Below are 25,231 nucleotides of genomic sequence, written 5' to 3'. Positions count from 1 at the left end.
CTGCGCCACGGCACCCCTGCTCAGGCGGGGCTCGATCCGGCCTGGACCCGGCGGCTCGTCGCGGAGATCCGCGCGCTCCCCGAAGGGCCCGCCCCGTGCTGCGCGGGCGTCGTGGCGGTGGCCGGGCGCGGCCCCGTCGTCGCGGTCGAGGAGGCCGCCGGGTGGGCGCTGCGGTACGGGTCGTACGACGTGGACCGGGGGCGCGGGGTGCCGCTGGCCCGCGAGCGGTGGGAGCCGGTGCGGGCCGGCACGGTCTTCGACCTGGCGTCGCTGTCGAAGCTGTTCACGGCCGTCGCGGTGCTTCAGCGGGTGGAGCGCGGGGCGCTCGGGCTGGACGACCCGGTGGCCCGCCACCTGCCGTCCTTCGCCCCTGCCGTAACGATCCGCCACCTGCTCACCCATACCTCCGGGCTGGCGGCCGAGCTGCCGCTGTACGACGGGCCCCGCACCGGGGACGACCGGTTCGGACCGCTGTGGGCCGAGGCCGCCGGTGCCGTACCGGGGCCGTTCCGCTACTCCGACCTCGGCTTCATCACGCTCCAGCTGCTGCTGGAAGCGGTCGAGGGGGCGCCGCTGGACACCCTCGTCCGGGACGGGATCACCGGCCCGCTCGGCATGATCAGCACCTCGTACGGGCCGCTGGCGCCGGCCGGGGTCGCCGCCACCGAGGCCGAGGCGCTGCTCAAGGCCCGGCGGCCCTCCTGTACGGGCGGTGTGGTGCGCGGCGAGGTGCACGACGAGAACGCCTACGCGTTGGGCGGCGTCGCCGGCCAGGCGGGGCTCTTCGCCACGGCCCAGGATCTTGCGGTGCTCTGCCGGGCGCTGCTCACCGGGGGCGGGCCGGTCCTGCGCCCGGAGACCGTGGACCTGATGCTCACCCCGCCCGGCCTGGGCTTCCGCGTCGCGCAGCCCGGCTTCATGGGCGAGCTGGCGGAGCGCGGCGCGGCGGGGCACACCGGCTTCACCGGCACGAGCCTGGTGCTGGACCGGGCCTCGGACACGTTCTTCGTGCTGCTGACGAACGCGGTGCACCCGCGCCGCGGCGGCGAGCCGGTGCCCCGGGCCCGGCTCGCGACGTATCTGGCGCGGGCGTCCGCGGGCTGACCGCCGGGGCGCTCAGGAGTTGCCGTCCCCGCCCTGCTTGTCGGTCCAGCGGGAGTCGTTCTCCCACTCGGCATTCCGCTCCCGGGCCGTCTCCATCGCGTGCGAGGCCTCCTCGCGGCTCGCGTACGGGCCCATGCGGTCGGCGGCCCGGCATTCCGGGCCCTCCTCGACGGTGCCGTGCTTGAGGCAGTAGTACCACTCACCGGGCTTTCCCGCCGTACCCCGCTTGAACAGTGCCATCCCGGCCTCCTCCGCCTGTGGGCGCCTTGCCTGACGCCATCCTGCCCGATGGCTCGCGGATACACTCGCTGGCATGTCTGGCCAGTCTCTTCTTGTCCCGGGGACCATCTCCCCGCAGCGCCCCGTCCCCGCCTCCATCCCGCGTCCCGAGTACGTCGGCAAGCCCGGGCCCACCCCGTACACGGGCCCCGAGGTGCAGGACGCCGACACCATCGAGCGGATGCGTATCGCGGGCCGGATCGCGGCCCAGGCGATGGAGGAGGCGGCCAAGCTCATCGAGCCGGGTGTGACCACCGACGAACTGGATCGCGTCGCGCACGAGTACATGTGCGACCACGGTGCCTACCCCTCCACGCTCGGCTACCGCGGATTCCCCAAGTCGCTGTGCTCCTCCGTCAACGAGGTCATCTGCCACGGGATCCCGGACTCCACCGTCCTGCAGGACGGCGACATCGTGAACCTCGACGTCACCGCCTTCATCCACGGCGTGCACGGTGACAACAACGCCACCTACCTCTGCGGCAACGTCGACGAGGAGTCCAAGCTCCTGGTCGAGCGGACCCGCGAGTCGCTGAACCGCGCCATCAAGGCCGTGAAGCCGGGCCGGCAGATCAACATCATCGGGCGGGTCATCGAGTCCTACGCCAAGCGCTTCGGCTACGGCGTCGTCCGCGACTTCACGGGCCACGGCGTGAACACGTCCTTCCACTCCGGCCTGATCGTGCCGCACTACGACAGCCCGCACCACACCACCGAGATCAAGACCGGCATGACCTTCACGATCGAGCCGATGCTGACGCTGGGCAGCTACGACTACGACATGTGGGAGGACGGCTGGACGGTCGTCACGAAGGACCGCAAGCGCACCGCGCAGTTCGAGCACACCCTCGTCGTCACGGACAGCGGCGCGGAGATCCTCACGCTGCCCTGAACGGAGATCCACAGGCTTCCCCGAACAAGGGGTCTCCGGGCGCGGACACGGGTAGGCTCTTACCGACAGGCTGTCGGGAACTGATTGACTTAGGTAAGCCTAAGTTGTCACAATCGGTTCCCGGCCGCTACCCATCGGTCCTTGGAGGCCCGCCATGGACGCGCACAGCTCCGCCCTGCCCACGCCCTTCTCGACGCTGATCCGCACGGCGTCGCACGAGGCCCACACCGAGGCGGAGAACTCCTCGTTCATGGGCGACATGCTCGGCGGGCGCCTCGGCGTCACGGCGTACCGGCGCTACACGGAGCAGCTGTGGTTCGTCTACCGCGCCCTGGAGCAGAGCGCCGACGCCCTCGCCGACGACCCGGTCGCGGGTCCCTTCATGCGGCCCGAGCTGACCCGCACCCCCGAGCTGGAGCGCGACCTCGCGCACCTGGCCGGGCCCGGCTGGCGTGATGCCGCCCGGCCGCTGCCGGCCACCGAGGCGTACGCGGCCCGGGTCGCCGAGTGCGCCCGCGACTGGCCGGCCGGCTACGTCGCGCACCACTACACCCGCTACCTCGGCGACCTCTCCGGCGGCCAGATCATCCGCGGTACGGCCGAGAAGACCTGGGGCTTCGCGCGCAAGGGCGACGGCGTCCGGTTCTATGTCTTCGAGGGCATCGGCAACCCGGCCGCCTTCAAGCGCGAGTACCGCGAGCTGCTCGACGCGCTGCCCGTCGACGACCTGGAGAAGCAGCGGGTGGTCGACGAGTGCAAGCGGGCGTTCGCGCTGAACACCGCGGTCTTCCGCGAGCTCGGCGAGGAGTTCGGCGGCGACGGCCGCAGCCCGCTGAGCGCCTGAGCCGCGTGCGGCGCCGTTAGCCGAGCTGCCGTACCTCGCGGAGCGCCACCCGCCCGCCGAGGTCGATCCACCCGCCGGCCGCCGGCCGCGTGACGATCTGTGAGCCGCTGCCCTGGCGTACGTCCAGGGCGCGGCCCAGCGCGTACGTGAGCTGAAGCGCCGCGGCGCCGGTCGCCTCGTCCTCCGCGATCCCGTCCCCGCGGCGCGGAAACCCCCGCGCCCGCACCCGCCCCGCCGCCTCGTCGCTCCACGCCCATGCGTACAGCCATCCCTCGCCCGGCGGTGGCGCGGGCAGCGCGTCCACCTCGGCGGCCGAGGCGTACTCCCGGGGCGTCCGCCCCGTGGCCCACTCCGCGTGGCCGCGCACCCAGGTGAGCTCGTCGTCGTACCGCACCGCCACGTCCCCGGCCGGCGGCCGCAGCACGTCCACGGGCTCCCCGAGGTGCCGCAGCAGCCAGGCCGTGCCGACCAGCGGATGGCCCGCGAACGGCAGCCGCAGCGTGGGCGTGTGGATGTCGACGGTGCCGCGCCCGGCGTCGTCGACGAACACCGTCTCGCTGAACCCCAGCTCCCCGGCGAGCGTCTGCCGCGCCGCCCGCCCGGGCACCGCGCCACCGTCCCGCACCACCCCCAGCGGATTCCCGCCCCCGCCGCCCGGCCCGCAGAACACCCGCACCACATGAAGATCGGTCATGGGCCCATTCAAGAGGGGTCCGAGATCATCGGTGCCATCGACCCTTACCTTGACCGGCGCATTGCCAAGCCATTGCCCCCTGCTGGGAGGCCCGTTATGCCCCCGTTCTCCATGAGAGAGGGATCACTGGACAGCCGGGTTGCGTTCAGGTAAGCCTCGGATAAGTTAGGCGCGCCTTAGTTGAACACCGACGCGCGCCGGACCCGTCCCCCTCGTCCGAGCGCCGTCCGAACCTGCCTGGAGCCCGCATGCGAGCACTCCGCTCCGCCACCGTTGCCGCGATCACCGCGGCCGCCGCCCTCACCGCCGCCGGCTGCGCCGCGAAGAGCGACGTCGCGGCATCCGGGAAAGCCGGTGCCGTGCAGGTGACGGCGTCCGACGACGCGTGCAAGGTGTCCCGCACGAAGCTCCCTGCCGGGCACGTCCAACTCGCCGTCGAGAACAAGGGCAGCAAGGTCACCGAGGTGTACGTCTACGCGCCCGGCGACCGCATCGTCACCGAGCGGGAGAACATCGGCCCCGGCACCAGGGCCGCCATCACCGCCGAGGTGAAGGCCGGTTCGTACGAGATCGCCTGCAAGCCCGGCATGAAGGGCGACGGCATCCGGCAGAAGATCACCGTCACCGGCAAGGGCGCCGCCGCGAAGCGGAACCCGAAGCTGGACGCGGCGGTGGCCGACTACCGCAAGTACGCCCAGCAGCAGGCCGACGAGACGCTGCCCAAGGCGGAGGAGTTCGCCGAGGCGGTCAAGAGCGGCGACCTCGCGGCCGCGAAGAAGGCGTACGCGCCGTCCCGCGTCGGCTGGGAGCGCACCGAGCCGGTCGCGGAGTCCTTCGGCGACATCGACCCCAAGGTCGACGTCCGCGAGGACGGCCTGGAGGATGGCCAGAAGTGGACCGGCTGGCACAAGCTGGAGCAGTCCCTGTGGCAGCAGAAGAAGATCTCCGCGGACGACAAGAAGCTGGCCGACCAGCTGATCAAGGACCTCGAGGACTGGCAGCAGCGGGTCGGCAAGGCCGAGATCACCCCCACCAGCATGGCCAACGGCGCCAAGGAACTGCTGGACGAGGTCTACACCGGCAAGGTCACCGGTGAGGAGGAGCGCTACAGCCACACCGACCTGGTCGACTTCCAGGCCAACGTCGAGGGCGCGCAGAAGGCGTACGAGCTGCTGAAGCCGGTCGCGAAGAAGAACGACCCGGCCCTGGTCAAGGAGCTGGACAAGCAGTTCGAGGCGATCGGGAAGCAGCTGGACGAGTACCGCGAGGGCGACGGCTTCGTCGCCTACGACACCGTCTCCAAGGGCGACCGCAAGGACCTGTCCGACGGCGTGAGCGCGCTGGCCGAGCCGCTGTCGAAGCTCGCCGCCGCCGTGGCCGAGTAGGAGGACCCCATGGCAGCACCGGAATCCGAGGAGATCACCCGGAGCACGGAGGAGGCCCGGGACACGGCCCCGCGCACCCCGTCCCGCCGCGCGCTGCTCGGCTGGGGCGGCGCCGGGCTGGCGCTCGGCGCGGTCACCGCCGGCGGTACGGCCGCGGCGCTGAACACCGGCGACGACCCCGCGCCGGCCGCCGGGAACGCCGTCCCCTTCCACGGCGCCCACCAGGCCGGCATCGCCACCGCCGTCCAGGACCGCCTGCACTTCGCCGCGTTCGACGTCACCACCGACGACCGGGAAGCGCTGGTCGACCTGCTGAAGGAGTGGACGGCCGCCGCCGCGAAGATGACGGCGGGGCGGCCGGTCGGCGAGGGCGCGGTCGGCGGCCTCGCCGAGGCGCCGCCGGACGACACCGGCGAGGCGCTGGACCTCAAGCCGTCCCGCCTCACCCTGACCTTCGGCGTCGGCCCGACGCTCTTCGAGAAGAAGGGCAAGGACCGCTTCGGCCTCAAGGACCGGCGGCCCGAGGCACTGATCGACCTGCCGAAGTTTCCCGGCGACAACCTCGAAGCCGCCCGCAGCGACGGCGACCTGTGCGTCCAGGCCTGCGCCGACGACCCGCAGGTCGCGGTGCACGCCATCCGCAACCTCGCGCGCATCGGCTTCGGCAAGGTCGCGGTGCGCTGGTCGCAGCTCGGCTTCGGCAAGACCTCCTCCACGACGCCGGACGCGCACACGCCGCGCAACATGTTCGGCTTCAAGGACGGCACCCGGAACATCGCGGGCACGGACACCGCCGCGCTCGACAAGCACGTCTGGGTGGGGGAGAAGGACGACCACGGAGCCGGGGCCTGGATGGCGGGCGGCTCGTACCTCGTCGCGCGCCGCATCCGCATGCACATCGAGACCTGGGACCGCACCTCGCTCAAGGAGCAGGAGGACGTCTTCGGCCGCAGCAAGGGCGAGGGCGCCGCCGTCGGCAGGCAGCGGGAGTTCGACGCGCCGCACCTGAAGTCGATGCTGCCGACCGCACACGTACGGCTCGCGCACCCCGACTCCAACAGCGGCACCCGCATCCTGCGCCGCGGCTACTCCTTCACCGACGGCACGGACGGCCTGGGCCGGCTGGACGCGGGGCTGTTCTTCCTCGCGTACCAGCGGGACGTACGGGACGGCTTCGTGCCGCTGCAGACGAACCTGGCGCGCCACGACGCGCTCAACGAATACATCCAGCACGTGGGTTCGGCCGTGTTCGCCGTCCCGCCGGGCGTCCGGGACAAGGACGACTGGTGGGGCCGGACGCTCTTCGCCTGACTTCCGTCGCACACGAGAGGGAACCGACGTGTTCGGCAACTATCTGATCGGCCTGCGCGAGGGGCTGGAAGCCAGCCTCGTCGTCTGCATCCTCATCGCCTACCTGGTCAAGACCGACCGCCGCGACGCGCTGAAGCCCATCTGGCTCGGCATCACGGCCGCCGTCGTCCTGGCCCTCGCCTTCGGCTCCGCGCTGCAATTCGGCTCGCAGACCCTGACGTTCGAGGCGCAGGAGGCGCTCGGCGGCTCGCTGTCGATCATCGCGGTCGGCCTGGTGACGTGGATGGTCTTCTGGATGCGGCGCACCGCGCGGCACCTGAAGGCCGAACTGCACGGCAAGCTCGACGCCGCGCTCGCCATGGGCACGGCGGCGCTCGTCCTCACCGCCTTCCTCGCGGTGGGCCGCGAGGGCCTGGAGACCGCGCTGTTCGTCTGGGCGGCGGTGCAGGCGAGTTCGGACGGTACGCCCAAGCCGCTCATCGGCGTCGTGCTCGGCCTGCTCACCGCCGTACTGCTGGGCTGGCTCTTCTACCGCGGCGCGCTGCGGATCAATCTGGCGAAGTTCTTCACCTGGACCGGCGGCATGCTCGTCGTGGTCGCCGCCGGCGTTCTCGCGTACGGCTTCCACGATCTCCAGGAGGCCCGCTTCGTACCGGGCCTGGGCAACAAGGCGTTCGACATCAGCGCGCAGATCCCCGCGGACAGCTGGTACGGGACCCTGCTCAAGGGCGTCTTCAACTTCCAGCCCGACCCCACGGTCGTCCAGGTCGTCGTCTGGTGCCTCTACCTGATCCCCACGCTCGCCCTCTTCCTCGCCCCCGGCAGGGGAGCGCCGCGCGCCGCGAAGGCCGCCGTTCCGGGCGCCCGTGGCGGGGAGGACCGCGAGCCCGGCGCCGTCGAAGGCTGACGCCGGGCGGAGGTCAGCGGCCGATGGGCCAGGCCGCCGACTCGTGCTCGTGCTCGCCCGCGTACGTGGCGCAGGAGTCGGTCAGCGCCTCCAGGAGGGTCAGCGGGTCCGGCAGCGGGCGCTCCGGGCCGCGCAGCCAGGACACCGGCGGCTGGTCCCCGCCGAGCCGGGAGGGCGGCAGCAGGACGTAGCTGCCGCGGCAGTGCCAGCGCAGGCCCGGATGCTCGTCCATCGTCTCCGGGTGGCAGTCCAGCTCGCACGGCCACCACTCGTCCTCGTCGTCCGGGGTGCCGCGGGTGGCGGTGAAGAACAGCATCCGGCCCTGTCCGTACCCGGCGCCGCTCAGCGCGACCGGGCCGACCTCGACGCCCTCGCCCTCCAGCCGCTCCAGGGCGGCCCGGCCGGCGTCCAGGGGCACGTCCAGCACGTCGTGGGCGATGCCGGTGGCGGTGACGAAATTGGCCTGCGGGTGTTTCCGCAGCCACTGCTGGACCTTCTCGCGGTCGGTCGTGGCGACCGTCTGCCAGCCGAAGGAGATGGGGTGCCGGCCCGGGGTGGGACAGCCGATGCGTTCACAGGAACAGCCGTAGCCGGAGGGGTGCGCCGCCGGGGCCAGCGGGAATCCCGCGTCGGCCGCTGCCAGCAGCAGGTCCTCGCGGCCGCCGCCGGCCGCGGATCCCGTGTCCGTATCGACGCCGTCCGTACCGCTCCTCGGCCGGCGCAGCCACTGGGAGAACCTGCTCTTGCGTTCCATCTATCCCCTCACTTCGAGCGGTGGTCTGGGATCAATGCTGCCACCATCCTCCTCCTGGGGTGACCGGAGCGGAGATTCGGGGTGTACGGGACGCGTTGTAAAGGGGGCGCACCCGGCGCTCAAGAGGGGCGCGGACGGATGCCCGCGAGCGCCGTATCGACAAGGCTGTCGGTGAACGCGTACGTCAGTTCGCCGGTCCGCATCAGCCAGCGCTGTGAGAAAGGACTCAGCACCATCTCCGCCGCGATCCGCAGATCCACCCCGGCCGCGATCTCCCCGGCCTCCTGCGCCACCCGCAGCCGCTCGACGTAGGCCCGCACGCCGGGCTCCAGCAGCCGCTCGACGAAGCGCGCCGAGAGCTGCTCGTCGGCCGCGCCGGCGACCGCCAGCGCGCGGTACGGCGCCTGGAAGGCCGGATCCCGGAACTCGTCCACCGTGGCCCGCAGCACGGCCTTCAGGTCCGCCGCGAGGTCCCCGGTGTCCGGCAGCCCGGCCGCGTGCCCCTCGACGTCCGCCTCCGCGGTGAAGGCGTCCAGCAGCACGTCGGCCTTGGACGGCCACCACCGGTAGATCGTCTGCTTGCCGACGCCCGCCCGGCCGGCGATCCCCTCGATCGTGAGCCGCTGGTACCCGACCTCCCCGACCAGCGACAGCGCGGCATCGAAGATCGCCCGCCGCGAGCGCTCACTGCGGCGCGCGGCGTCCGGGGCCTTCCTGTCCACGCCTACTCCTCACCCGGCACGGTGCCGCCCCACGAGGCGTCCCGTGCCGCGCGGTAGACGGCGCCCTGCCGCTTGGTGACCGTACGCCGCCCCAGCCCCTCGGCCGTGCACACGTCCAGCAGCACCTGCCCCTTGCGCAGCTGCGGCTTCCGCACGATCCGGGCCGCGGCGGGCTCCGCCGCCACGCGGGTCGCCGCGACGTACGCGTACTTCTCGTCCTCGTACGGCAGCGACCCGCCCTTCACCTGCCGGTGCAGCGAGGACCGGTTCACCCGGGCCGAGAAGTGACACCAGTCCTCACCAGGAGTGATGGGACACTCCGCGCTGTGCGGGCACGGCGCCACGACCCGCATCCCCGCCGCCACCAGCTGCTCGCGGGCGGCACGGATACGCGCATACCCGTCCGGGGTCCCCGGCTCGATCAATACGGCCGTACGCGCCTTCGCCGCGGCCGCCACGACCGCCTCCCGGTCCCCGGCGGTCAGCTCGCCGAGCACATACGAAACGGTCACCAGCCCGGTGTCCTCCGGCACCGCCAGCCCGGCGCCGATCACCTGGCGCTGCCACCGGGTCTCCAGCCGCCCCTCGGCCAGCTCCCGGCCGAGCGCGAGGGCCGGCTCGGCCCAGTCCCACACGGTCGTCCGCAGCCCCGGCCAGACATCGGCCGCCGCCCAGGCCGCCGCGCCCGTACCGCCGCCGATGTCGAGATGCGAGCCGGGCACCCAGCCGGGCACCCGCGCCCCGAACTCCACCAGCGCGGCCCGTACGGCCTCGAACGTCGCGGGCATCCGGTACGCGGCATACGCGGCGACGTCCGCCCGGTCCCGCAGCACCGGCGCGTCGGTCGGCGTACGCCCCCGGTAATTGGCGATCAGCCGCTCGACGGCCGCCGAGGCCTGCTTCGCAGGCAGCCCGTCGAGAAGCCCACCCAGGGCCCCGCGCAGTTCTTCGTGCATTTGACGAATTCTACGGGGAGGGCAGGCCCGGCCGACCGCCTCCGGCACTCTGCCGGGACCGGGACCCCAGCGGACGGGTACGCCACATCCGACGGGAGGGGGCGGGCCGCAGCGGGTGGGGTACCGGACGTAAAGCGAAGCAGTCCGGTACCCCACCCGCGGAGGTTCGACCCCGCCACCACCGACGACAGAGGCGCCCCGCACCACCGCAAGCCGGTCACGCACCCCCGCCGGAGGCGATCACCACCGCGCAGGCGGCGGCGCAGTCAGCTGATCCGCGAGCCGGGACAGCCGATCACGGAACCGCCGGTGCCGCCGCGGAGCCGGCAGGCTGTTCTCCCCGGCAGCCGCGCTCACCAGATGCTGCACGGTGTCCAGATCCAGATCGGCGGGCACCGCCGCCAACGGCACGGACAGCGCGTCATGCGCCAGCGCCCCCAGCTCCCGGTCGCCCGAGTCCAGCGCCAGCACCGTCGCACCGTTGCGCCGTGCGTCGTGCACCCGCTCCAGCAGCCCGCCCCCCGGCGGATCCGGCGCCACGACCAGCAGCGTCTCGCCCCGCCGCGCCGTCTCCAGCCGCCCGAGCCCCACCGACAGATGCGCCGGGACCCCCAGCGGCACCCGGTGCCGCACCAGCGTCGGGGAGAGCTCCGGCAGCCCGGACCAGGCGGCCTCGTCGTCCAGGTGCGCCGCCAGGTGCCACGGCTCGTACTCCGCGCTGCCGACCAGCAGCAGCCCGCCACCGTGCGGTGCGACGGACGCCCGCAGCGACCCGGCGAAGCGGCGGGTGGCCTGAATCCACTCGGTCCCGGCGAGCACTTCACGCAGCAGCGCGACACGTACGGCATCCATGCCGGCATCCTGCCGCCGTACGCGCCGCGCCACCGGGCCGTTCGAACACCGTCACCCGTACGAGGCATGCCCGCGCGGGACGGGGCAGCAGGCCCCTACGCCTTCTGCCGGACGTCGCCGGCCGCCCCCGCCCCGGGACCCTCCACCGCCGATTCCACCGCCGACTCCTCCGCCGCCAGGTGGTCGCGTGGGGCTTCCGGGTCGAGGAGGCGGTTGAGGCGGGCCGGTATGTCGAAGCCGACCAGGAGGACGACCAGGACCGTGCCCGCGAAGGTGAGCAGCGCCAGTGAGCTGCCCAGGGAGCGGCCCTCGGCCAGGCTCGCGCCCAGTACCGGCGCCACCGCGCCGCCCAGGGCGCCCACGTTGTACGTGAAGCCCAGGCTCGCGGCCCGGCTCTCGGTCGGGAAGTGGCCCCCGATGTAGCGGGGGAGCAGGCCGGAGATGCCGAAGCTGAGCGCCTGGAGGACGAAGAGCAGGGCGCCGAGGACCAGCAGGCTGTCGCGTGCGGCGAAGACCGGGAAGACGAAGACCAGCGAGGCGAGCAGGGTGAACGCGTACGCCTTCTGCGCCCCGATCCAGTCGCCGACGAACCCCGCCAGCCAGCAGCCCGCCATGGTGCCGAAGCCGGCGAAGAAGAGGACGTTGGTGACCTCGCCGGGGGAGTAGTGCAGCTCGGTCTTCAGGTACGTCGGCAGCAGCGCCTGGATGGGCCAGGTGTAGAGGAAGGCGACGAAGACGGTGATGATCAGGGAGAGGTACAGCAGCCACCCGCGGCGCCCGCCGAGCTGGACCGCGAGCCCGCCGAGGGCGAGCGTCGCGAGCACGGCGAGCACCGGTATCGCGCCCGCGCCCACCGGCGTGAAGACGCCGAAGAGGGCGAGGGTGGCGACGAGTGTGAGCACGGTGTTGACCGTGGCGCGGAGCGGTGTGGAGAAGAGGGGGCGGAAGGGGTTGGGCTTCGTCTCCCGCTCGGCGACCGTCGCGCTCCACTCCTCGGCCTCCGGCAGCGCCCGCCGGACCCACAGGGCGATCAGGATCGGGGCCAGGCCGATGTAGAACATCCAGCGCCAGCCGAGGGCCGGCACGACCCACTTGTAGCACTCGGCGGCCAGCACCGAGCCCATGGAGAAGCCGGAGATCAGGAAGCCGCTGGCCCGCCCGCGTACCCGGGACGGCCAGCTCTCCAGCACGTACGTGGCGCTGGCGCTGTACTCGCCGGCCATGCCCATGCCGATCAGCAGCCGGGCCGCGAAGAGGCTGGTGTAGTCCCAGGCGAAGCCGCACGCGAAGGTGCCGAGGGAGTAGAGCAGGATGCTCGCGACCATCGACGCCTTGCGGCCGAAGCGGTCGCCGAGCGCGCCGAGGGCCGCGCCGCCGAGCCAGCGGGTGATGAAGGCGCCGGAGATCAGGCTCGCGCCCTGCACGGTGCTGAGCTCGAACTCGGCGCTGATCTCCGTCAGCACCAGGGTGATCAGTACGAAGTCGAAGCCGTCGAGGACGTAACCGATCCAGGCGGCGAAGAACGCCTTCCAGCGGGCCGGGGTGACCTCCCGGTACCAGGGCAGGGCCGCGCCCTCGGACGCCGGGCGCGCGGGGCGCGCCGGGCCGGTCATCGGACCGGCTCCAGGCCCGCGGCGGTCAGGTGACGGGCGACCTCGGCGACGGCCTCGGGGCCCAGGGGGAGCTGCGGCGCCGCGGTGGCGGGGTGGCCGATGACGCCGAGCAGATGCAGGGCCGCCTTGAAGGAGCCCAGCGCGGAGGAGCTGCGGCCCATCTCCGCCTCGGGTCCGGCGTCGACCATGCCGAAGAGCGCGACCAGCCGCTCCTGCTCGGCCGCTGCCGCCGCCCAGTCGCCCGCGCGGCAGGCGTCGTAGAGGCGGACGTACGCGGCGGGGTCGACGTTGCCGATGCCCGGGACCACTCCGTCGGCGCCGGCGAGCAGCGCCGCGTCCACGGTGAGCTCGGAGCCGGTGAGGACCGCGAAGCCGGGCGCCGGGCCGGTGCGCCGGCCGTCCCGGCCGCCCAGTTCGACGAGGAGCCGGCGCAGCCCGCCCTCGTCGCCGCTGCTGTCCTTGAGCCCGGCCAGCGTGCCGTCCTCGGCCAGCTCCCGGACGAGCGCGGGGGAGAGCTTGCTGTGCACCGCCACCGGGATGTCGTACGCGAAGAGCGGCAGGTCCACGGTGGCCCGGAGCGCACGGAAGTGCCCGGCGATCTCCTTCGGGTGCGTACGGGTGTAGAAGGGCGCGGTGGCCACCAGCGCGTCGGCGCCCAGGCCCACGGCGGTGCGGGCGTGCTCGACGACCCGGGCTGTGGTGGTGTCGATGACGCCGGCCAGCACCGGCACCCGGCCGTCCGCCGCCTTGAGCACGGCTTCCAGCGCCGTGGCCCGCTGCGCGTCGGTGAGGTAGGCGACCTCGCTGGTGGAGCCGAGGGCGAAGAGACCGTGCACGCCGCCGTCGACCAGGTGCTCCACCAGCCGCCCGAGGGAGCCGGTGTCGACCTCGCCGCGCGGGTCCAGGGGGGTGCAGACCGGCGGTACGACGCCGGTCAGCGGGGTGGGCAGTGCCATGACGGGCTCCAGGCGGTGTGGTGCGGGACCGTCGGCCGCAATCCGGTGACGAACGGGAGAACGGCCGGCGAACAACGGGAACGGCAGGTGATCGGACGTTGGACATGGGATGTCCTATGTCTGGGTCACAATAGACCCGCAGCGAAGGGATCGGTCAAGAGGTCGCGGGGCAGGTCACCCGCCCCGCCGCCGGTCCGGGAGCGGGGTCCGGTCGCGGCCCCCGCGGGGAGACGGAGAGGCAGACACATGGCGCGCGGCACGATGTCCGAGGACGTCCAGGCGCAGATCAAGCGGCTCATCCTGCGGCGGAAGCTGGTGCCCGGCGACCCGCTGCCCACCGAGGCCGAGCTGGTCGACCTGCTCGACGTCAGCCGCAACTCCGTCCGCGAGGCGCTCAAGGCGCTGCAGGCCATGCGCATCGTCGAGATCCGGCACGGCTTCGGCACGTACGTCGGGTCGCTCACCCTCGACCCGCTCGTGGAGGGCATCGCCTTCCGGGCCGCGGTCCGCCACCACCAGGGCGAGGCCAGCCTGTACGAGCTGATGGAGGTCCGGGAGGCGCTGGAGGCCGGGCTGGTCGCGTCGGTCGCGCGCAGCCTGCCCGCCGAGGACCTGGCCGTCCTGCGCGGCCTGGTCGACCGGATGGAGAAGGAGGCGGCGGCCGGCCGGGTGGAGAGCGCCACCGACCGCGCCTTCCATCTCGCGCTGTACCGCTCGCTCGGCAACCACCTGCTCAGCGAGGTGCTGGACGCCTTCTGGGACGCGCTGCGCCGGGTCCGCAAGGACCTGGACGACAGCAGCCAGGACCCCGACGTGACCTGGCGTCAGCACCAGGAGATCGTCACCGCGCTGGAGACGGGCGACGGCGACCGTGCGGTCGAGGCGATGCACCGGCACTTCGACGGCATCCGGGAACGCCTGAAGGGCATCGCGTAACGGGCCTGAGCGCGGTGCGCTCCGCAAAGCCCGCCAAGGCCCGACCCCTTGCGTACAGCCGTGGTTCACCCGCAGTTCCCCTCGATGTGGCATCCGCGCGAGGCGGGCGACACGGGCCATGTCGGGTGCCTTGACGCCCCGTTGGGCGCTCCCTATGGTCGCCGCAAGACAAGGGACGTCCTACGTCTGGTCGTTGCATCCGGCCGTTAGGGGCTGCCGTGGCGTACGAGACTTCGCAACCCTTCCGGGCCGGTACCGGCGGTTACGCCAGTTACCGCATCCCGGCCGTGGTCGTGACCGGGGCCGGCACCCTGCTGGCCTTCGCCGAGGGGCGCGTCGCCTCGGCGTCTGACACCGGCCACATCGACCTCGTCCTCAGACGCTCCGTCGACGGCGGCCGCACCTGGGGCCCGCTGACCGTCGTCGCCGACAACGGCACCGGCACCGCGGGCAACCCGGCCCCCGTCGTCCTGCACAGCGGCCCGCACACCGGCCGCACCGTCCTGGTCCACGTACGCAACGCGGGCACCGCCACCGAGAGCGCCATCCGGCGGGGCGAGGTGTCCGCCGCCGACGGCCGCCGGGTGTGGATTCAGCACAGCGACGACGACGGCGCCACCTGGAGCACCCCGCGCGAGATCACCGCACAGACCAAGCGCGCGGACTGGCGGTGGTACGCCACCACACCCGGGCACGCGCTCCAGCTGCGCCACGGCCCGTACGCCGGCCGGCTGGTCGTCCCCGGCAACCACTCCCTCGCCCCCACCGTGCCCGGCGACACCGGGGCCGAGGGCCGCTACGACGGCGGCCACGCCCTGCTCAGCGACGACTCCGGCGAGAACTGGCGGATCGGCTACACCGACTCCAACCCCAACGGCTACATCAACACCAACGAGACCACCGCGGCGGAACTCCCCGACGGCCGCCTCTACTTCAACGCCCGCAACGACTCCGACGCGCCCGGCACCCGCGTCGACGCCTACTCCGCCGACGGCGGCGCACGCCTGGAGAAGCCCTTCCGGTCCCAGGCCGGCCTCGCGGCGCCCGTCGTCGAGGGCAGCGTGCTCCACCTCGGCACCCCGGACGTGCTGCTCTTCTCGGCCCCGGCCGACCGTGAGTCGCGCGCCCTGATGACCGTACGTGCCAGCCGGGACCGGGGCCTGACCTGGTACGACGCACACACCGTCAGCGGCCTGCCGGCCGCCTACTCCGACCTCGTGCGGATCGATCCCGACACCGTCGGACTGCTCTACGAAACCGGCGACTTCAGCGCCTACTCGACGATCACCTTCCGCCGCATCCCCGTGGAGGAGCTGGCATGAGGACGAACGACACGATCCCTTCGGGCGGCACACGCCGCAGATCCGTGCTCGGCGGCGCGGCGGCCGTGGCCGCCGGCTTCGCGCTGGCAGGGTGCGGAGGCGGCACCGACGACGAGAAGGCGGCGCCCAAGGAGCGCAAGAAGGGCCAGCAGATCACCCTCACCTTCTGGTCCTGGGTCCCCGGCATCGACAAGCCCGTCGACCTGTGGAACAGCAAGAACCCCGAGGTCCAGGTGCAGGTCGAGAAGGTCTCGGCGGTCAACGGCGCCCAGTACGCCAAGATGCACGCCGCCATCAAGGCCGGCAACCCGCCCGACCTCGGCCAGATCGAGTTCCCCGTCGTCCCCAGCTTCCTGCTGGACAACGGGCTGCTGGACCTGACGACCGTGGGCGGCGAGCGGTACAAGAAGCAGTTCGTCGGCTGGCAGTGGCAGCAGTCCGTCTTCGGCAAGGGCGTCTACGCCGTACCCCAGGCCTCCGGCCCCATGGGCCTCTTCGTCCGGCAGGACCTCTTCGACAAGTGGGACATCGAGCCGCCCGCCACCTGGGACGAGTACGAGGCCGCCGCCAAGAAGATTCGCAAGAAGGGCGCCTGGATCGAGACGTTCGCGCCCACCAACGGCAACCGGTTCGCCGGATACGCCTGGCAGGCCGGCGCCAAGTGGTACGCCGCCGACGGCGACACCTGGACCGTCGCCCTCGACGACGAGCCCACCCGCAAGGTCGCCGACTACTGGGAGGGCCTGGTCAGGCAGAAGCTGATCAAGACCATCCCGGACCGCCAGAACGCCTGGTACAAGGACATCCAGACCGGCGCCATCCCGGCCTGGCTCGGCGCCAGCTGGGGCGACGCGCTGCTGGTCGGCAACGCGCCGGACACCAAGGGCAAGTGGCGCGCCGTACCGCTGCCGCAGTGGACGAAGGGCGCGGACGCGCAGGCCAACTGGGGCGGCTCGACCACCGCGGTGTTCGCGGGTGCCACCTATCCCAAGGACGCGCTGGACTTCGCCGTCTGGCTCAACACCGACCCCGAGGCCATCGCGCTGCTCATCGAGGGCGGCTACGGATTCCCCAGCGCGAAGACCGGCTACAAGACGACCGACCTGGACGTGCACAAGGAGTTCTTCGGTGGCCAGGCGTACAGCAAGGTCTTCAAGGAGGCCGGCGACCACGTCGACACCAGCTGGCAGTGGGGCCCCGGCGTCGACACCCTCTACCAGCGGCTGGGCGACGCCTTCACCGAGGCGCTGAGCAGCGGCGACTCCTTCCGCTCGGTGCTGAAGAAGGTCCAGGCGCAGACCGTGGGCGACCTCAAGGGCAAGGGCCTGAAGGTGGAGAGCGGCGGGTGAGACGGCCGACCCGTACGGAAGCCCGCAACGCCCGCGCGGCCGCCGGCTTCCTCGTGCCCTTCCTCGCGCTCTTCCTCCTCTGCTTCATCGCGCCCATCCTGTACGCCGTCCGGCAGAGCCTGCACAAGACCGAGCGCACCGGGCCGCTGGGCCTCGGCGGCGCGGAGCGCGAGGTCTTCACCGGGCTGTCCAACTACGCACAGGCGCTCGCCGACGACCGCTTCCTCTCCGGCTTCGGCCGGGTGCTCCTCTTCGGGGCCGTGCAGATTCCGCTGATGATCGTGCTGGCGACCGTCCTCGCGCTGCTCCTGGAGAGTGCGAGCGCCCGCTGGGTGACGTTCTTCCGCAGCGCGTTCTTCCTGCCGTACGGCGTGCCCGGCGTGATCGCCTCGATCCTCTGGGGCTTTCTGTACGTCCCCGGCATCAGTCCGCTGGTGAAGATGGCCGAAGCGGTCGGCTGGGACGTGGACTTCCTCTCCCGCGGCGCCGTCCTGTGGTCCATCGCCAACATCGTCACCTGGCAGTTCACCGGCTACAACATGCTCGTCCTGATCGCCCAGCTCAAGGCCGTGCCCCAGGAGCTGTACGAGGCGGCACGCATCGACGGGGCCAACGCCCGCCAGGTCGCCCTCCACATCAAGATCCCGCTCATCCGCCCCGCACTCGTCCTGACCTGCGTCTTCTCCATCATCGGCACGCTCCAGCTGTTCGCCGAGCCGATGGTGCTGCGGCCACTGGCCTCGTCGATCGACTCCGGCTACACACCCAACCTGCACGCCTACAGCGAGGCGTTCGTCGGCAACAACCAGCACCTCGCCGCCGCCGAGGCGGTCCTGCTCGCGCTGGTCGCCTGCGCCCTGTCGTTCGGCTTCCTGCGGCTGGTCGGGCAGCGGGGGAAGGGGGACGGCCGGTGACCCCCTCGGCGCTCCGCCACCGCATCATCACCTTCGCCCTGCTGACCGTCTTCGCCGTCTACTTCCTCGTACCGGTCTACTGGCTGGTGGTCTCCGCCACGAAGAGCAGCGGCGACCTCTTCGGCAGCTTCGGCTTCTGGTTCGCGAACCCGCGTCCGCTCCAGTACCTCGGCGATGTGCTGACGTACGACAACGGCATCTACGTCCGCTGGTTCGCCAACTCCCTGCTCTACGCGGGCGTCGGCGCGCTCGCCGCGACGCTGCTGTCCGCCGCGGCAGGCTACGCACTCGCGAAGTTCCCCTTCCCGGGCCGGGAGGCGCTCTTCAACGTCATCCTGGCCGGCGTGCTGATCCCCGGCACGGCGCTCGCCCTGCCGCTGTACTTCCTGTTCAGCGGCTTCGGCATGGCCAACACCTACTGGTCCGTGCTGATCCCCAGCGTGGTCAGCCCGTTCGGCGTCTACCTCTGCCGGATCTACGCGGCCGCCGCGGTGCCCGACTCGCTGCTGGAGGCGGCCCGGATCGACGGCGCGGGGGAGTGGCGCATCTTCTCGGGCCTCGGCCTGCGGCTGATGGTCCCCGCGCTCGTCACCGTCTTCCTGTTCCAGTTCGTGCACATCTGGAACAACTACTTCCTGCCGCTGGTGATGCTCTCCGACTCCGACCTCTACCCGATCCAGCTGGGCCTGACGTCCTGGACCGGCTACGCCGACCGGCAGCCCGAGCTGTACCAGTACACCGTCGGCGGCGCCTTCCTCTCCGTCCTGCCGCTGATGGTCCTGATGACGGTGCTGCAGCGGTACTGGCGCACCGGGCTCACCGAGGGCAGCGTCAAGGCGTGACCCACAGAGCCAAGGCGTGATCAGGCGGGGGACCGTGATCATCGGCACGCCGCGCCCCGCTGCCCGGCGCGGACGGGGCGTGCCAGTATCGCTGTCATGACTACTCCTGACGATGCGCAGTCCACGACTCCCGTGAACGTCGCGACCGAGGCCAAGAAGGCGCTCAAGCGGGACCCCTGGGACCTGCCGGACGTGTCCGGGCTCGTGATCGGCGTACTCGGCGGCACCGGGGACCAGGGCCGGGGGCTGGCGTACCGGTTCGCCAGGGCCGGCCAGAAGGTGATCATCGGTTCGCGCGCCGCCGAGCGGGCGCAGGCGGCGGCGGACGAGCTCGGCCACGGTGTGGAGGGCGCGGCCAACGCGGACTGCGCGCGCCGCGCCGACGTGGTGATCGTGGCCGTGCCGTGGGAGGGCCACGCCAAGACCCTCGAATCGCTCCGCGCCGAGCTGGCCGACAAACTCGTCGTCGACTGCGTCAACCCGCTCGGCTTCGACAAGAAGGGCGCCTACGCGCTGAAGCCGGAGGAGGGCAGCGCCGCCGAGCAGGCCGCCGCGCTGCTCCCGGAGTCCCGGGTGACCGCGGCCTTCCACCACCTCTCGGCCGTGCTCCTGCAGGACCCGGAGATCGCCGAGATCGACACGGACGTGATGGTGCTCGGCGAGAAGCGGGCCGACACCGACGTCGTGCAGGCGCTGGCCGGGCGCATCCCCGGCATGCGCGGCGTCTTCGCCGGCCGGCTCCGCAACGCCCACCAGGTCGAGTCCCTGGTCGCCAACCTCATCTCCGCCAACCGCCGCTACAAGGCACACGCGGGACTGCGGCTCACGGACGTGTAAGGGCAGCGGCGGGCCGGGCCCGGTCCGTACTGCGGGGCGGCGGGCCCGGCCTCCGGGCCGGCCGGGTGCCGGGCCGGAGGAGGACGGAGCGGGGCATGGGGGACACTGGAGGGGACCGCAGTACCGCAGTACCCCGACAGGAGCCCCGTCTCATGCCCGCCCTGCCTCCGTCCGGCCCGGCCCGGCGTCTCGCCGTCTTCGCCCTCGTCGTCTGCGTCCTCGCGGTCGTCGCGGCTGTGGTGTCCTTCGTGGCGGGCAACCTCATCGGCGTCGTGTGGGTCCTGGTGGCCGGTATCTCCAGCAACATGGCGTGGTTCTACCTGCGCCGCGCCAAGATGGAGCGCGCGGCGGCGGAGGAGCAGGCCCAGGCACAGGCGGAGACCCAGGCGCAGGGCTAGGCCCCGGGGCGGGCGGGCGCCCGGCCCCCGGGGCGGGCTCGGCGTCAGGCCCCTCGGCGGGGCTCGCCGGGCTGTCGGCGTCAGAAGACCTGCGGCTCGCCTTGCCAGAAGCGGAAGAACTCCTGCCCGAGGTAGGAGTCCAGGTCCGAGACGCCCAGCGCGCCCAGGATCGCGTGCACCGCCTCGAAGAACACCTGGTTCACCCCCGGCACCCACAGCAGTCCGAACACCGCGATCAGCCCGAACGGCGCGAACGGCTCGACCTGCCGCCGCACGCCGTACGGCAGCCACGGCTCGACCACGCCGTACCCGTCCAGCCCCGGTACCGGCACGAAGTTCAGGATCGCGGCCGTCACCTGCAGCAGCGCCAGGAACGCGAGCGCGTACCGGAACGGCTTCGGCACGCCGTCCATCGCGCCCAGCCAGAAGGGCGCGGTCACGACGGCCGCGAACAGGATGTTCGTCAGCGGGCCCGCCGCCGAGATCAGGCTGTGCCGCCAGCGGCCCCGGATCCGGCCGCGCTCGATGAAGACGGCGCCGCCCGGCAGCCCGATGCCGCCCATGATCACGAAGATCACCGGCAGCACGATGCTGAGCAGCGCGTGCGTGTACTTGAGCGGGTTGAGCGTCAGATAGCCCTTGGCGCCGATCGAGATGTCGCCGCTGTGCAGCGCCGTACGGGCGTGCGCGTACTCGTGCAGGCACAGCGAGACGATCCACCCCGAGACCACGAACAGGAACACGGCGAAGCCGGTGTTCGCGGCCAGCCTCCCCGTCCACACGGCCCAGCCCGAGACCGCCATGACGGCGACGAGCGCGAGGAAGACGGGACTGACGCGCTGATCCGCGCGCCGGACTGCGGTGGTCATCGTGCGGTGCTCCTGAGGGGGGGGAGGTGGGGCGGGGGCGGGTTGTACTCGGAAAACGACGAGCGTGATGCCGGTGGTTCCAGGCAGTCTGGTGCCATGCCCGATCCCGAGTCCGCATCCGCTACGAACGTCCCTCCCCCGAACACCGCCGACGATGCACGTCCCGACGATGCGCGTCCCGACGTGGCCGGCGGCCCCGACGTGCGGCGGGTGTTCTACGAGGACTGGGAGATGGAGTGCTGCGGCACCCCCTTCTCCGTGGGCGACCGGGTCAGCTGGGCGCTGAACCCCACGACGGACCCGATGTGGGACTGGACGGTGAACAACCACGGTCCCGGGCCCGACGGCCCGGACTCGGTCACCGGCCTGGTCCGCTCGATCCAGCTGGTGACCGAGGGCTACCGCCGGCCGGCGGGCTCCCATACCTACGAGCCCGTGCCCGACGAGCGCGACCTGCGCCCGGTCCGTAAGTGCCCCAAGTGGTTCGCCGACGGGCGGGGCGGTGAACCGGACGGCCGTCCCGAACACCGCATGGCGGAGAGCGGCGTCCTGGTGGAGCTGGAGGTACCGCCGCCGGGCGGCCGGGACGGACCCGGCGCGCGGCGGCGGTGAGCGGGAAACGCGTACGGACGGGGGACCAGGGGGCTGACAGGGAATGACGGGGGAGCGGACAACGCTGGGGGAGGGGCGAGGCGCCCGGGCCGTGGACGACAATGGGCCGGTGCGCTACGGAATCCTCGGGACGACCCAGGCACGCCGGGACGACGGCACCGACGTCGCCCTCGGCGGCGCCCGCCTGCGCGCACTCCTCGCCGCCCTCGCGCTGACGCCGGGGCGTCCCCGTACGCCCGACACGCTGATCGCGGACGTCTGGGGCCCGGGGCCGGACGGGTACGCGACGCCGGACGGGGCGGCCGGCGGCGGCCTGCCGAGGGACGCGGGCGCGGCGCTTCAGGCGCTCGTCGGGCGGCTGCGACGGGCCCTCGGCCGCGCGGCGGTCGTCTCCGTGACCGGCGGTTACTACCTGGCGGCCGACCCCGACGACGTCGACCTGCACCGTTTCGAGCGGCTGGCGGGCGAGGGCGAGCGCGCGCTCGCGGACGGCGACCCCCGGAAGGCCGCCGCCCTGCTGGACGACGCGCTGACGCTGTGGCGCGGGCCGGCCCTCGCCGATCTCCCGGACGCGGTCGCGGAGGCGGCCGGGGCCGAGCGGCTGCATCTGGACGCGCGGCGGGCCCGGCTCGCCGCCGACCTCGCGCTCTGCCGCGCGGACGAGGCGCTGCCCGCCCTCACCGCGCTCTGCCACCGGCATCCGCTGGACGAGCCGCTGCACGAGCTGCGGCTGCGCGCCCTGCGCGACACCGGCCGCACGGCCGAGGCCCTGGACGCGTACGCCCACCTCAGCGCCGACCTCGCCGACCGCCTCGGCACCGACCCGTCCCCGTCCCTCCGCGCCCTGCACGCGGAACTCCTTACGGCCCACGATGCGGCGGATGTGGGGAGCACTGCGGGTGCGGCGGACGCGGCGGACGTGGCTGCGTGGCCGGGAGCCGGCCCGGGGCCGCTCGGCGAGCCGCGGTCGGCCGGGGCACCCGGGGACCAGCGGTCCGGGCAGGCTCAGGACCGGCGGTCCGGAGAGGCCCAGGAGCAGCGGTCCGGGCAGGTGCAGGCGCGGCGGGCCGGGAATCTGCGGGCGCGGCTGACGTCGTTCGTCGGGCGGCAGCGGGAGCTGCGGGATCTGCGCGACGACCTGACGGCGCATCGCCTCGTGACGCTGCTCGGGCCCGGCGGGGCCGGGAAGACGCGGCTCTCGCAGGAAGGCGCGGAGGCCGCGGCGGCCGGTGCGCCCGAGGCGTGGCCGGACGGCGTGTGGTTCGCGGAACTGGCCCCCGTCCAGGACCCCGGTACCGTGCCGGAAGCCGTACTCACCGCACTCGGCGCCCGCGAGACCGTCGTACGCGGCAGCGCCGCCGAGGGGCTGCGGGCCGCCGCCGACCCGCTCGCCTTCGACCCGCTCGCGCAGCTCGCCGAGCACTGCGCCGGCCGCCGCATGCTGCTCGTGCTGGACAACTGCGAGCACGTCATCGACGCGGCGGCCCTGCTGGCGGAACGGCTGCTGGCCGAGTGCCCGGACGTGAGCGTGCTGGCCACCAGCCGGGAGCCGCTCGCGGTCCCCGGTGAGCTGGTCCGGCCGGTGGAACCGCTGCCCGACCCCGTCGCGCTGCGCCTGCTCGCCGACCGGGGCGCAGCGGCGCGGCCCGGTTTCCGTATCGAGGACGATCCGGAGGCGTGCGCCGAGATCTGCCGCCGGCTGGACGGCCTGCCGCTGGCCATCGAGCTGGCCGCGGCCCGGCTGCGGTCGCTCTCGCCGCGGCAGCTCGCGGACCGCCTGGACGACCGCTTCCGGTTGCTGACCAGCGGCAGCCGTACGGTACTGCCGCGCCAGCAGACGCTCCGGGCGGTCGTCGACTGGTCCTGGGACCTGCTCGACGCCCCGGAACGCGCCGTCCTCCGCCGTCTCTCCGTCTTCTCCGGCGGCGCGGACCTCACCGCGGCGGAGACCGTCTGCGCGGACACGCGGGCAGCCGACTCGACGCCCCCCACCGCCTCGACGTCCGCCACTGCCCCGGCCGGATCGGCCGGACCGGATGTGCCGGCCGATCCGGCCGGTCCGAACACGCCGACCGGGGTGGCCCGCCCCCACGGCACCGCGTCGCCGCTCGTCGTGCCCGGGGACGTGGCGCCGCTGCTCGGCTCGCTTGTCGACAAGTCGCTCGTGGTGGCAGGCCCCTCGGCGGACGGGGAGATGCGGTACCGGCTGCTGGAGACCGTCGGGGAGTACGCCGGGGAGCGGCTGGACGAGGCGGGGGAGCGGGCCGCGGCCGAGCGGCGGCACCTCGTGGCCTACCGGGAGCTGGCCCGTACGGCCGACCCGCTGTTGCGCGGCCCCCAGCAGCGCCACTGGCTGGACCGGCTGGAGCAGGAACACGACAACCTGCGTACCGCCCTGCGCCGCGCCGTCGCCGCCCGCGACGAGCACGAGGTGCTCTGCCTCGTCCTCGCCCTGCAGTGGTTCTGGACGCTGCGCGACCACCGCGCCGACGCCCGCACCTGGTCCATGGCCGCGGCCGAGCTCGGCCCCAACCCCTTCCTGCCGCCGGCCGTGCCCGCCCCGCCGCTGCCGGACCGCCCCATCGACGCCCCGCCGCCGCTGCCGCCCGAACAGCTCCTGGAGGCGCGCCGGGAGGTCCGGCTCGTCGCACTGGCCGGCCGGGACAGCGACATGGACACGCTGCTGGAGCCCGAGCAGCAGGAGGAGCTGCGCGGGGTCGCCGCGGTCTACCGTGGCGGGCTGCCGCAGACCTGCCGGGTGCCGGGCGTGATGTGGTTCTACGCCGTCATGCTGACGGGCCGGTTCGAGGAACTGACCGAGCTGATCGACGAGACCGTGCGCGGCTGCCGGGAGTTCGGCTACGACTGGGAGCTGGCGTTCGTCCTCCAGCTGCGGGCGAAGATCCAGAACGACCGGCCCGGCGGCCTGCCGCAGGCGGCCCGCGACGTCGACGAAGCGCTGGAGATCTTCCAGAGGATCGGCGACGCCTGGGGCGTGGCCGAGGCCCTGGCCGGCCGCGGCGAGTCCCGCGAGAACCACGGGGAGTACGGCCCGGCCGCCGACGACTACCGCGCCGCGATGCGCTACGCCGCCGACCTCGGCGCGCACGGCCAGCTCCCGCTGCTCAAGGTCCGACTGGGCGGTGTGCTCATCGAGGCCGGCGAGGAGGACACGGGAGAACGGCTGCTGCGCGAGGTACTGGAAGAGGGGCAGCACAGCAACCGCGACGCCGTGCCGTTCGCCCGGATCCAGCTGGCCACCTGGCTGGCGACGGCCGGCCGGACCGCCGAGTCCCGGGAGCATCTGCGGCAGGTGCGCGCGGAGTTCGCCGACCGCGCGACGCCGCAGCTTTTCCTCGGTGTGGTCGAGGGATCGCTGGCGGCGCTGGATGCGGACGAGGGGCGGTACGACGGCGTGCTGGAGGCCGTGCGCGGGGCCGTCGCCATGATGGACGACCGGCTGACCCGGGCCATCGCGCCCGACGCCCTGCTGTCCCAGCTGCTCGTCGCGGCGCGGGCGCTGGCCGTCACCGGCGGGCCCGCCGGAGCGGCGGACGGGGCACGGCTGATCGGCTCGTTCGACGCGCTGCGCGCACCCCGGCCGCACGCGCCGCGCATCACCCGGCACTCCCGCACGGCGGCGGAGGAGGCCGTACGCGCCGTGCTCGGCGAGGCGGACTACGCGTCGGCCCGCGCCGAGGGCGCCGCCCTCACCCTCGACGAGGCCCTCTCGCTCATCTGACCCCGGGGATCCGAACCTCCGGTCTCCGAATCTCCGGGGTCCCGGGCCCGAACCCCGGATTCCGACGGGGGCCCGGGCCCCGAACCCCCGGGCCCCGACGAAGCCTGTCTCCGGCCCCGACGAGGCCCTTTCCCCCTCGGG

24 protein-coding genes are annotated in these 25,231 nt (G+C 73.1%); 15 read left to right on the top strand and 9 right to left on the bottom strand.

The features are described 5' to 3' along the window. A complete protein-coding gene (locus tag ABZ840_RS32320) occupies positions 1 to 1,104 on the top strand; it encodes a serine hydrolase domain-containing protein (protein WP_361565868.1) in 1,104 nt (367 codons plus the stop codon). A gap of 12 nt (positions 1,105 to 1,116) precedes the next feature. Here ABZ840_RS32320 and ABZ840_RS32315 read toward each other — a convergent pair whose 3' ends face one another. Next, entirely contained in the window at positions 1,117 to 1,344 is a 228-nt protein-coding gene (locus tag ABZ840_RS32315; RefSeq protein ID WP_361565783.1) for a hypothetical protein, read from the bottom strand. 73 nt (positions 1,345 to 1,417) lie between these two features. Between ABZ840_RS32315 and map the strand changes: the two genes are divergently transcribed. After that, entirely contained in the window at positions 1,418 to 2,275 is an 858-nt protein-coding gene (gene map / locus ABZ840_RS32310; RefSeq protein WP_361565780.1) for a type I methionyl aminopeptidase, read from the top strand. Positions 2,276 to 2,429: 154 nt separating this feature from the next. Continuing rightward, complete coding sequence (locus ABZ840_RS32305; protein WP_361565777.1) at positions 2,430 to 3,119, top strand: biliverdin-producing heme oxygenase; 690 nt, start codon at positions 2,430 to 2,432, stop codon at positions 3,117 to 3,119. Positions 3,120 to 3,135: 16 nt separating this feature from the next. Here the strand turns inward: ABZ840_RS32305 and ABZ840_RS32300 are convergent, their stop codons facing one another. Further along, positions 3,136 to 3,813 (bottom strand): PhzF family phenazine biosynthesis protein, encoded by a 678-nt coding sequence (locus ABZ840_RS32300; RefSeq protein WP_361565774.1) that lies wholly within the window; start codon positions 3,811 to 3,813, stop codon positions 3,136 to 3,138. 248 nt (positions 3,814 to 4,061) lie between these two features. On the opposite strand from ABZ840_RS32300, the gene efeO reads away from it, so the two are divergent. Genes efeO through efeU form a run of 3 tightly spaced genes read left to right on the top strand, consistent with a single transcriptional unit; the run spans position 4,062 to position 7,416 of the window. Continuing rightward, on the top strand, positions 4,062 to 5,198 hold the full coding sequence (gene efeO / locus ABZ840_RS32295; RefSeq protein ID WP_361565772.1) for an iron uptake system protein EfeO: 1,137 nt from the start codon (positions 4,062 to 4,064) through the stop codon (positions 5,196 to 5,198). A gap of 9 nt (positions 5,199 to 5,207) precedes the next feature. After that, positions 5,208 to 6,509 carry an iron uptake transporter deferrochelatase/peroxidase subunit gene (gene efeB, locus ABZ840_RS32290; protein ID WP_361565769.1) on the top strand — a complete coding sequence of 434 codons (1,302 nt, stop codon included), beginning with the start codon at positions 5,208 to 5,210 and terminating at the stop codon, positions 6,507 to 6,509. Between the two features lie 28 nt (positions 6,510 to 6,537). Further along, positions 6,538 to 7,416: an iron uptake transporter permease EfeU gene (gene efeU / locus ABZ840_RS32285; protein WP_361565766.1), complete on the top strand. Its 879-nt coding sequence runs from the start codon at positions 6,538 to 6,540 to the stop codon at positions 7,414 to 7,416. A 13-nt stretch (positions 7,417 to 7,429) separates the two neighbouring features. Here the strand turns inward: efeU and ABZ840_RS32280 are convergent, their stop codons facing one another. The 6 genes from ABZ840_RS32280 to ABZ840_RS32255 form a co-directional block, all read right to left on the bottom strand. Continuing rightward, positions 7,430 to 8,170, bottom strand: a complete 741-nt coding sequence (locus ABZ840_RS32280; protein WP_361565763.1) for a bifunctional DNA primase/polymerase — start codon at positions 8,168 to 8,170, stop codon at positions 7,430 to 7,432. Between the two features lie 119 nt (positions 8,171 to 8,289). Next, on the bottom strand, positions 8,290 to 8,892 hold the full coding sequence (locus tag ABZ840_RS32275; RefSeq protein WP_361565760.1) for a TetR/AcrR family transcriptional regulator: 603 nt from the start codon (positions 8,890 to 8,892) through the stop codon (positions 8,290 to 8,292). A 2-nt stretch (positions 8,893 to 8,894) separates the two neighbouring features. Further along, on the bottom strand, positions 8,895 to 9,848 hold the full coding sequence (locus ABZ840_RS32270; RefSeq protein ID WP_361565757.1) for a small ribosomal subunit Rsm22 family protein: 954 nt from the start codon (positions 9,846 to 9,848) through the stop codon (positions 8,895 to 8,897). Positions 9,849 to 10,088: 240 nt separating this feature from the next. Next, positions 10,089 to 10,700 carry a hypothetical protein gene (locus ABZ840_RS32265; RefSeq protein WP_361565754.1) on the bottom strand — a complete coding sequence of 204 codons (612 nt, stop codon included), beginning with the start codon at positions 10,698 to 10,700 and terminating at the stop codon, positions 10,089 to 10,091. Positions 10,701 to 10,795: 95 nt separating this feature from the next. After that, positions 10,796 to 12,313 (bottom strand): sialate:H+ symport family MFS transporter, encoded by a 1,518-nt coding sequence (locus tag ABZ840_RS32260; RefSeq protein ID WP_361565751.1) that lies wholly within the window; start codon positions 12,311 to 12,313, stop codon positions 10,796 to 10,798. Next, positions 12,310 to 13,269 (bottom strand): dihydrodipicolinate synthase family protein, encoded by a 960-nt coding sequence (locus ABZ840_RS32255; RefSeq protein WP_361565747.1) that lies wholly within the window; start codon positions 13,267 to 13,269, stop codon positions 12,310 to 12,312. The genes ABZ840_RS32260 and ABZ840_RS32255 overlap by 4 nt, the downstream gene beginning before the upstream one ends. 246 nt (positions 13,270 to 13,515) lie before the next feature. On the opposite strand from ABZ840_RS32255, the gene ABZ840_RS32250 reads away from it, so the two are divergent. The 7 genes from ABZ840_RS32250 (at position 13,516) to ABZ840_RS32220 (ending at position 19,867) form a co-directional block, all read left to right on the top strand. Next, entirely contained in the window at positions 13,516 to 14,205 is a 690-nt protein-coding gene (locus tag ABZ840_RS32250; RefSeq protein ID WP_361565744.1) for a FadR/GntR family transcriptional regulator, read from the top strand. A gap of 218 nt (positions 14,206 to 14,423) precedes the next feature. Further along, positions 14,424 to 15,527, top strand: coding sequence for a sialidase family protein (locus ABZ840_RS32245; protein WP_361565741.1), 1,104 nt, complete (start codon positions 14,424 to 14,426; stop codon positions 15,525 to 15,527). Further along, a complete protein-coding gene (locus ABZ840_RS32240) occupies positions 15,524 to 16,876 on the top strand; it encodes a sugar ABC transporter substrate-binding protein (RefSeq protein WP_361565738.1) in 1,353 nt (450 codons plus the stop codon). Before ABZ840_RS32245 ends, ABZ840_RS32240 begins: the two co-directional genes overlap by 4 nt. Further along, positions 16,873 to 17,790 (top strand): sugar ABC transporter permease, encoded by a 918-nt coding sequence (locus ABZ840_RS32235; protein ID WP_361565735.1) that lies wholly within the window; start codon positions 16,873 to 16,875, stop codon positions 17,788 to 17,790. Before ABZ840_RS32240 ends, ABZ840_RS32235 begins: the two co-directional genes overlap by 4 nt. Continuing rightward, positions 17,787 to 18,632 carry a carbohydrate ABC transporter permease gene (locus tag ABZ840_RS32230; RefSeq protein ID WP_361565732.1) on the top strand — a complete coding sequence of 282 codons (846 nt, stop codon included), beginning with the start codon at positions 17,787 to 17,789 and terminating at the stop codon, positions 18,630 to 18,632. The genes ABZ840_RS32235 and ABZ840_RS32230 overlap by 4 nt, the downstream gene beginning before the upstream one ends. Before the next feature lie 96 nt (positions 18,633 to 18,728). Beyond that, positions 18,729 to 19,469, top strand: coding sequence for an NADPH-dependent F420 reductase (gene npdG / locus ABZ840_RS32225; RefSeq protein ID WP_361565729.1), 741 nt, complete (start codon positions 18,729 to 18,731; stop codon positions 19,467 to 19,469). A gap of 152 nt (positions 19,470 to 19,621) precedes the next feature. Further along, positions 19,622 to 19,867, top strand: coding sequence for a hypothetical protein (locus ABZ840_RS32220; protein ID WP_361565726.1), 246 nt, complete (start codon positions 19,622 to 19,624; stop codon positions 19,865 to 19,867). An 80-nt stretch (positions 19,868 to 19,947) separates the two neighbouring features. Here the strand turns inward: ABZ840_RS32220 and ABZ840_RS32215 are convergent, their stop codons facing one another. Continuing rightward, on the bottom strand, positions 19,948 to 20,736 hold the full coding sequence (locus ABZ840_RS32215; protein WP_361565723.1) for a site-2 protease family protein: 789 nt from the start codon (positions 20,734 to 20,736) through the stop codon (positions 19,948 to 19,950). Between the two features lie 96 nt (positions 20,737 to 20,832). Between ABZ840_RS32215 and ABZ840_RS32210 the strand changes: the two genes are divergently transcribed. Then, positions 20,833 to 21,348 (top strand): DUF6578 domain-containing protein, encoded by a 516-nt coding sequence (locus ABZ840_RS32210; RefSeq protein WP_361565721.1) that lies wholly within the window; start codon positions 20,833 to 20,835, stop codon positions 21,346 to 21,348. Between the two features lie 109 nt (positions 21,349 to 21,457). Next, a complete protein-coding gene (locus tag ABZ840_RS32205; RefSeq protein WP_361565718.1) occupies positions 21,458 to 25,090 on the top strand; it encodes a BTAD domain-containing putative transcriptional regulator in 3,633 nt (1,210 codons plus the stop codon). The last annotated feature ends 141 nt before the right edge of the window (positions 25,091 to 25,231 follow it).

The organism is Streptomyces sp. NPDC047117, from assembly GCF_040643545.1.
GTDB lineage: Bacteria > Actinomycetota > Actinomycetes > Streptomycetales > Streptomycetaceae > Streptomyces.
Note: the sequence above shows the minus strand (reverse complement) of the source record. Positions and strands in the feature narration are given on the sequence as shown.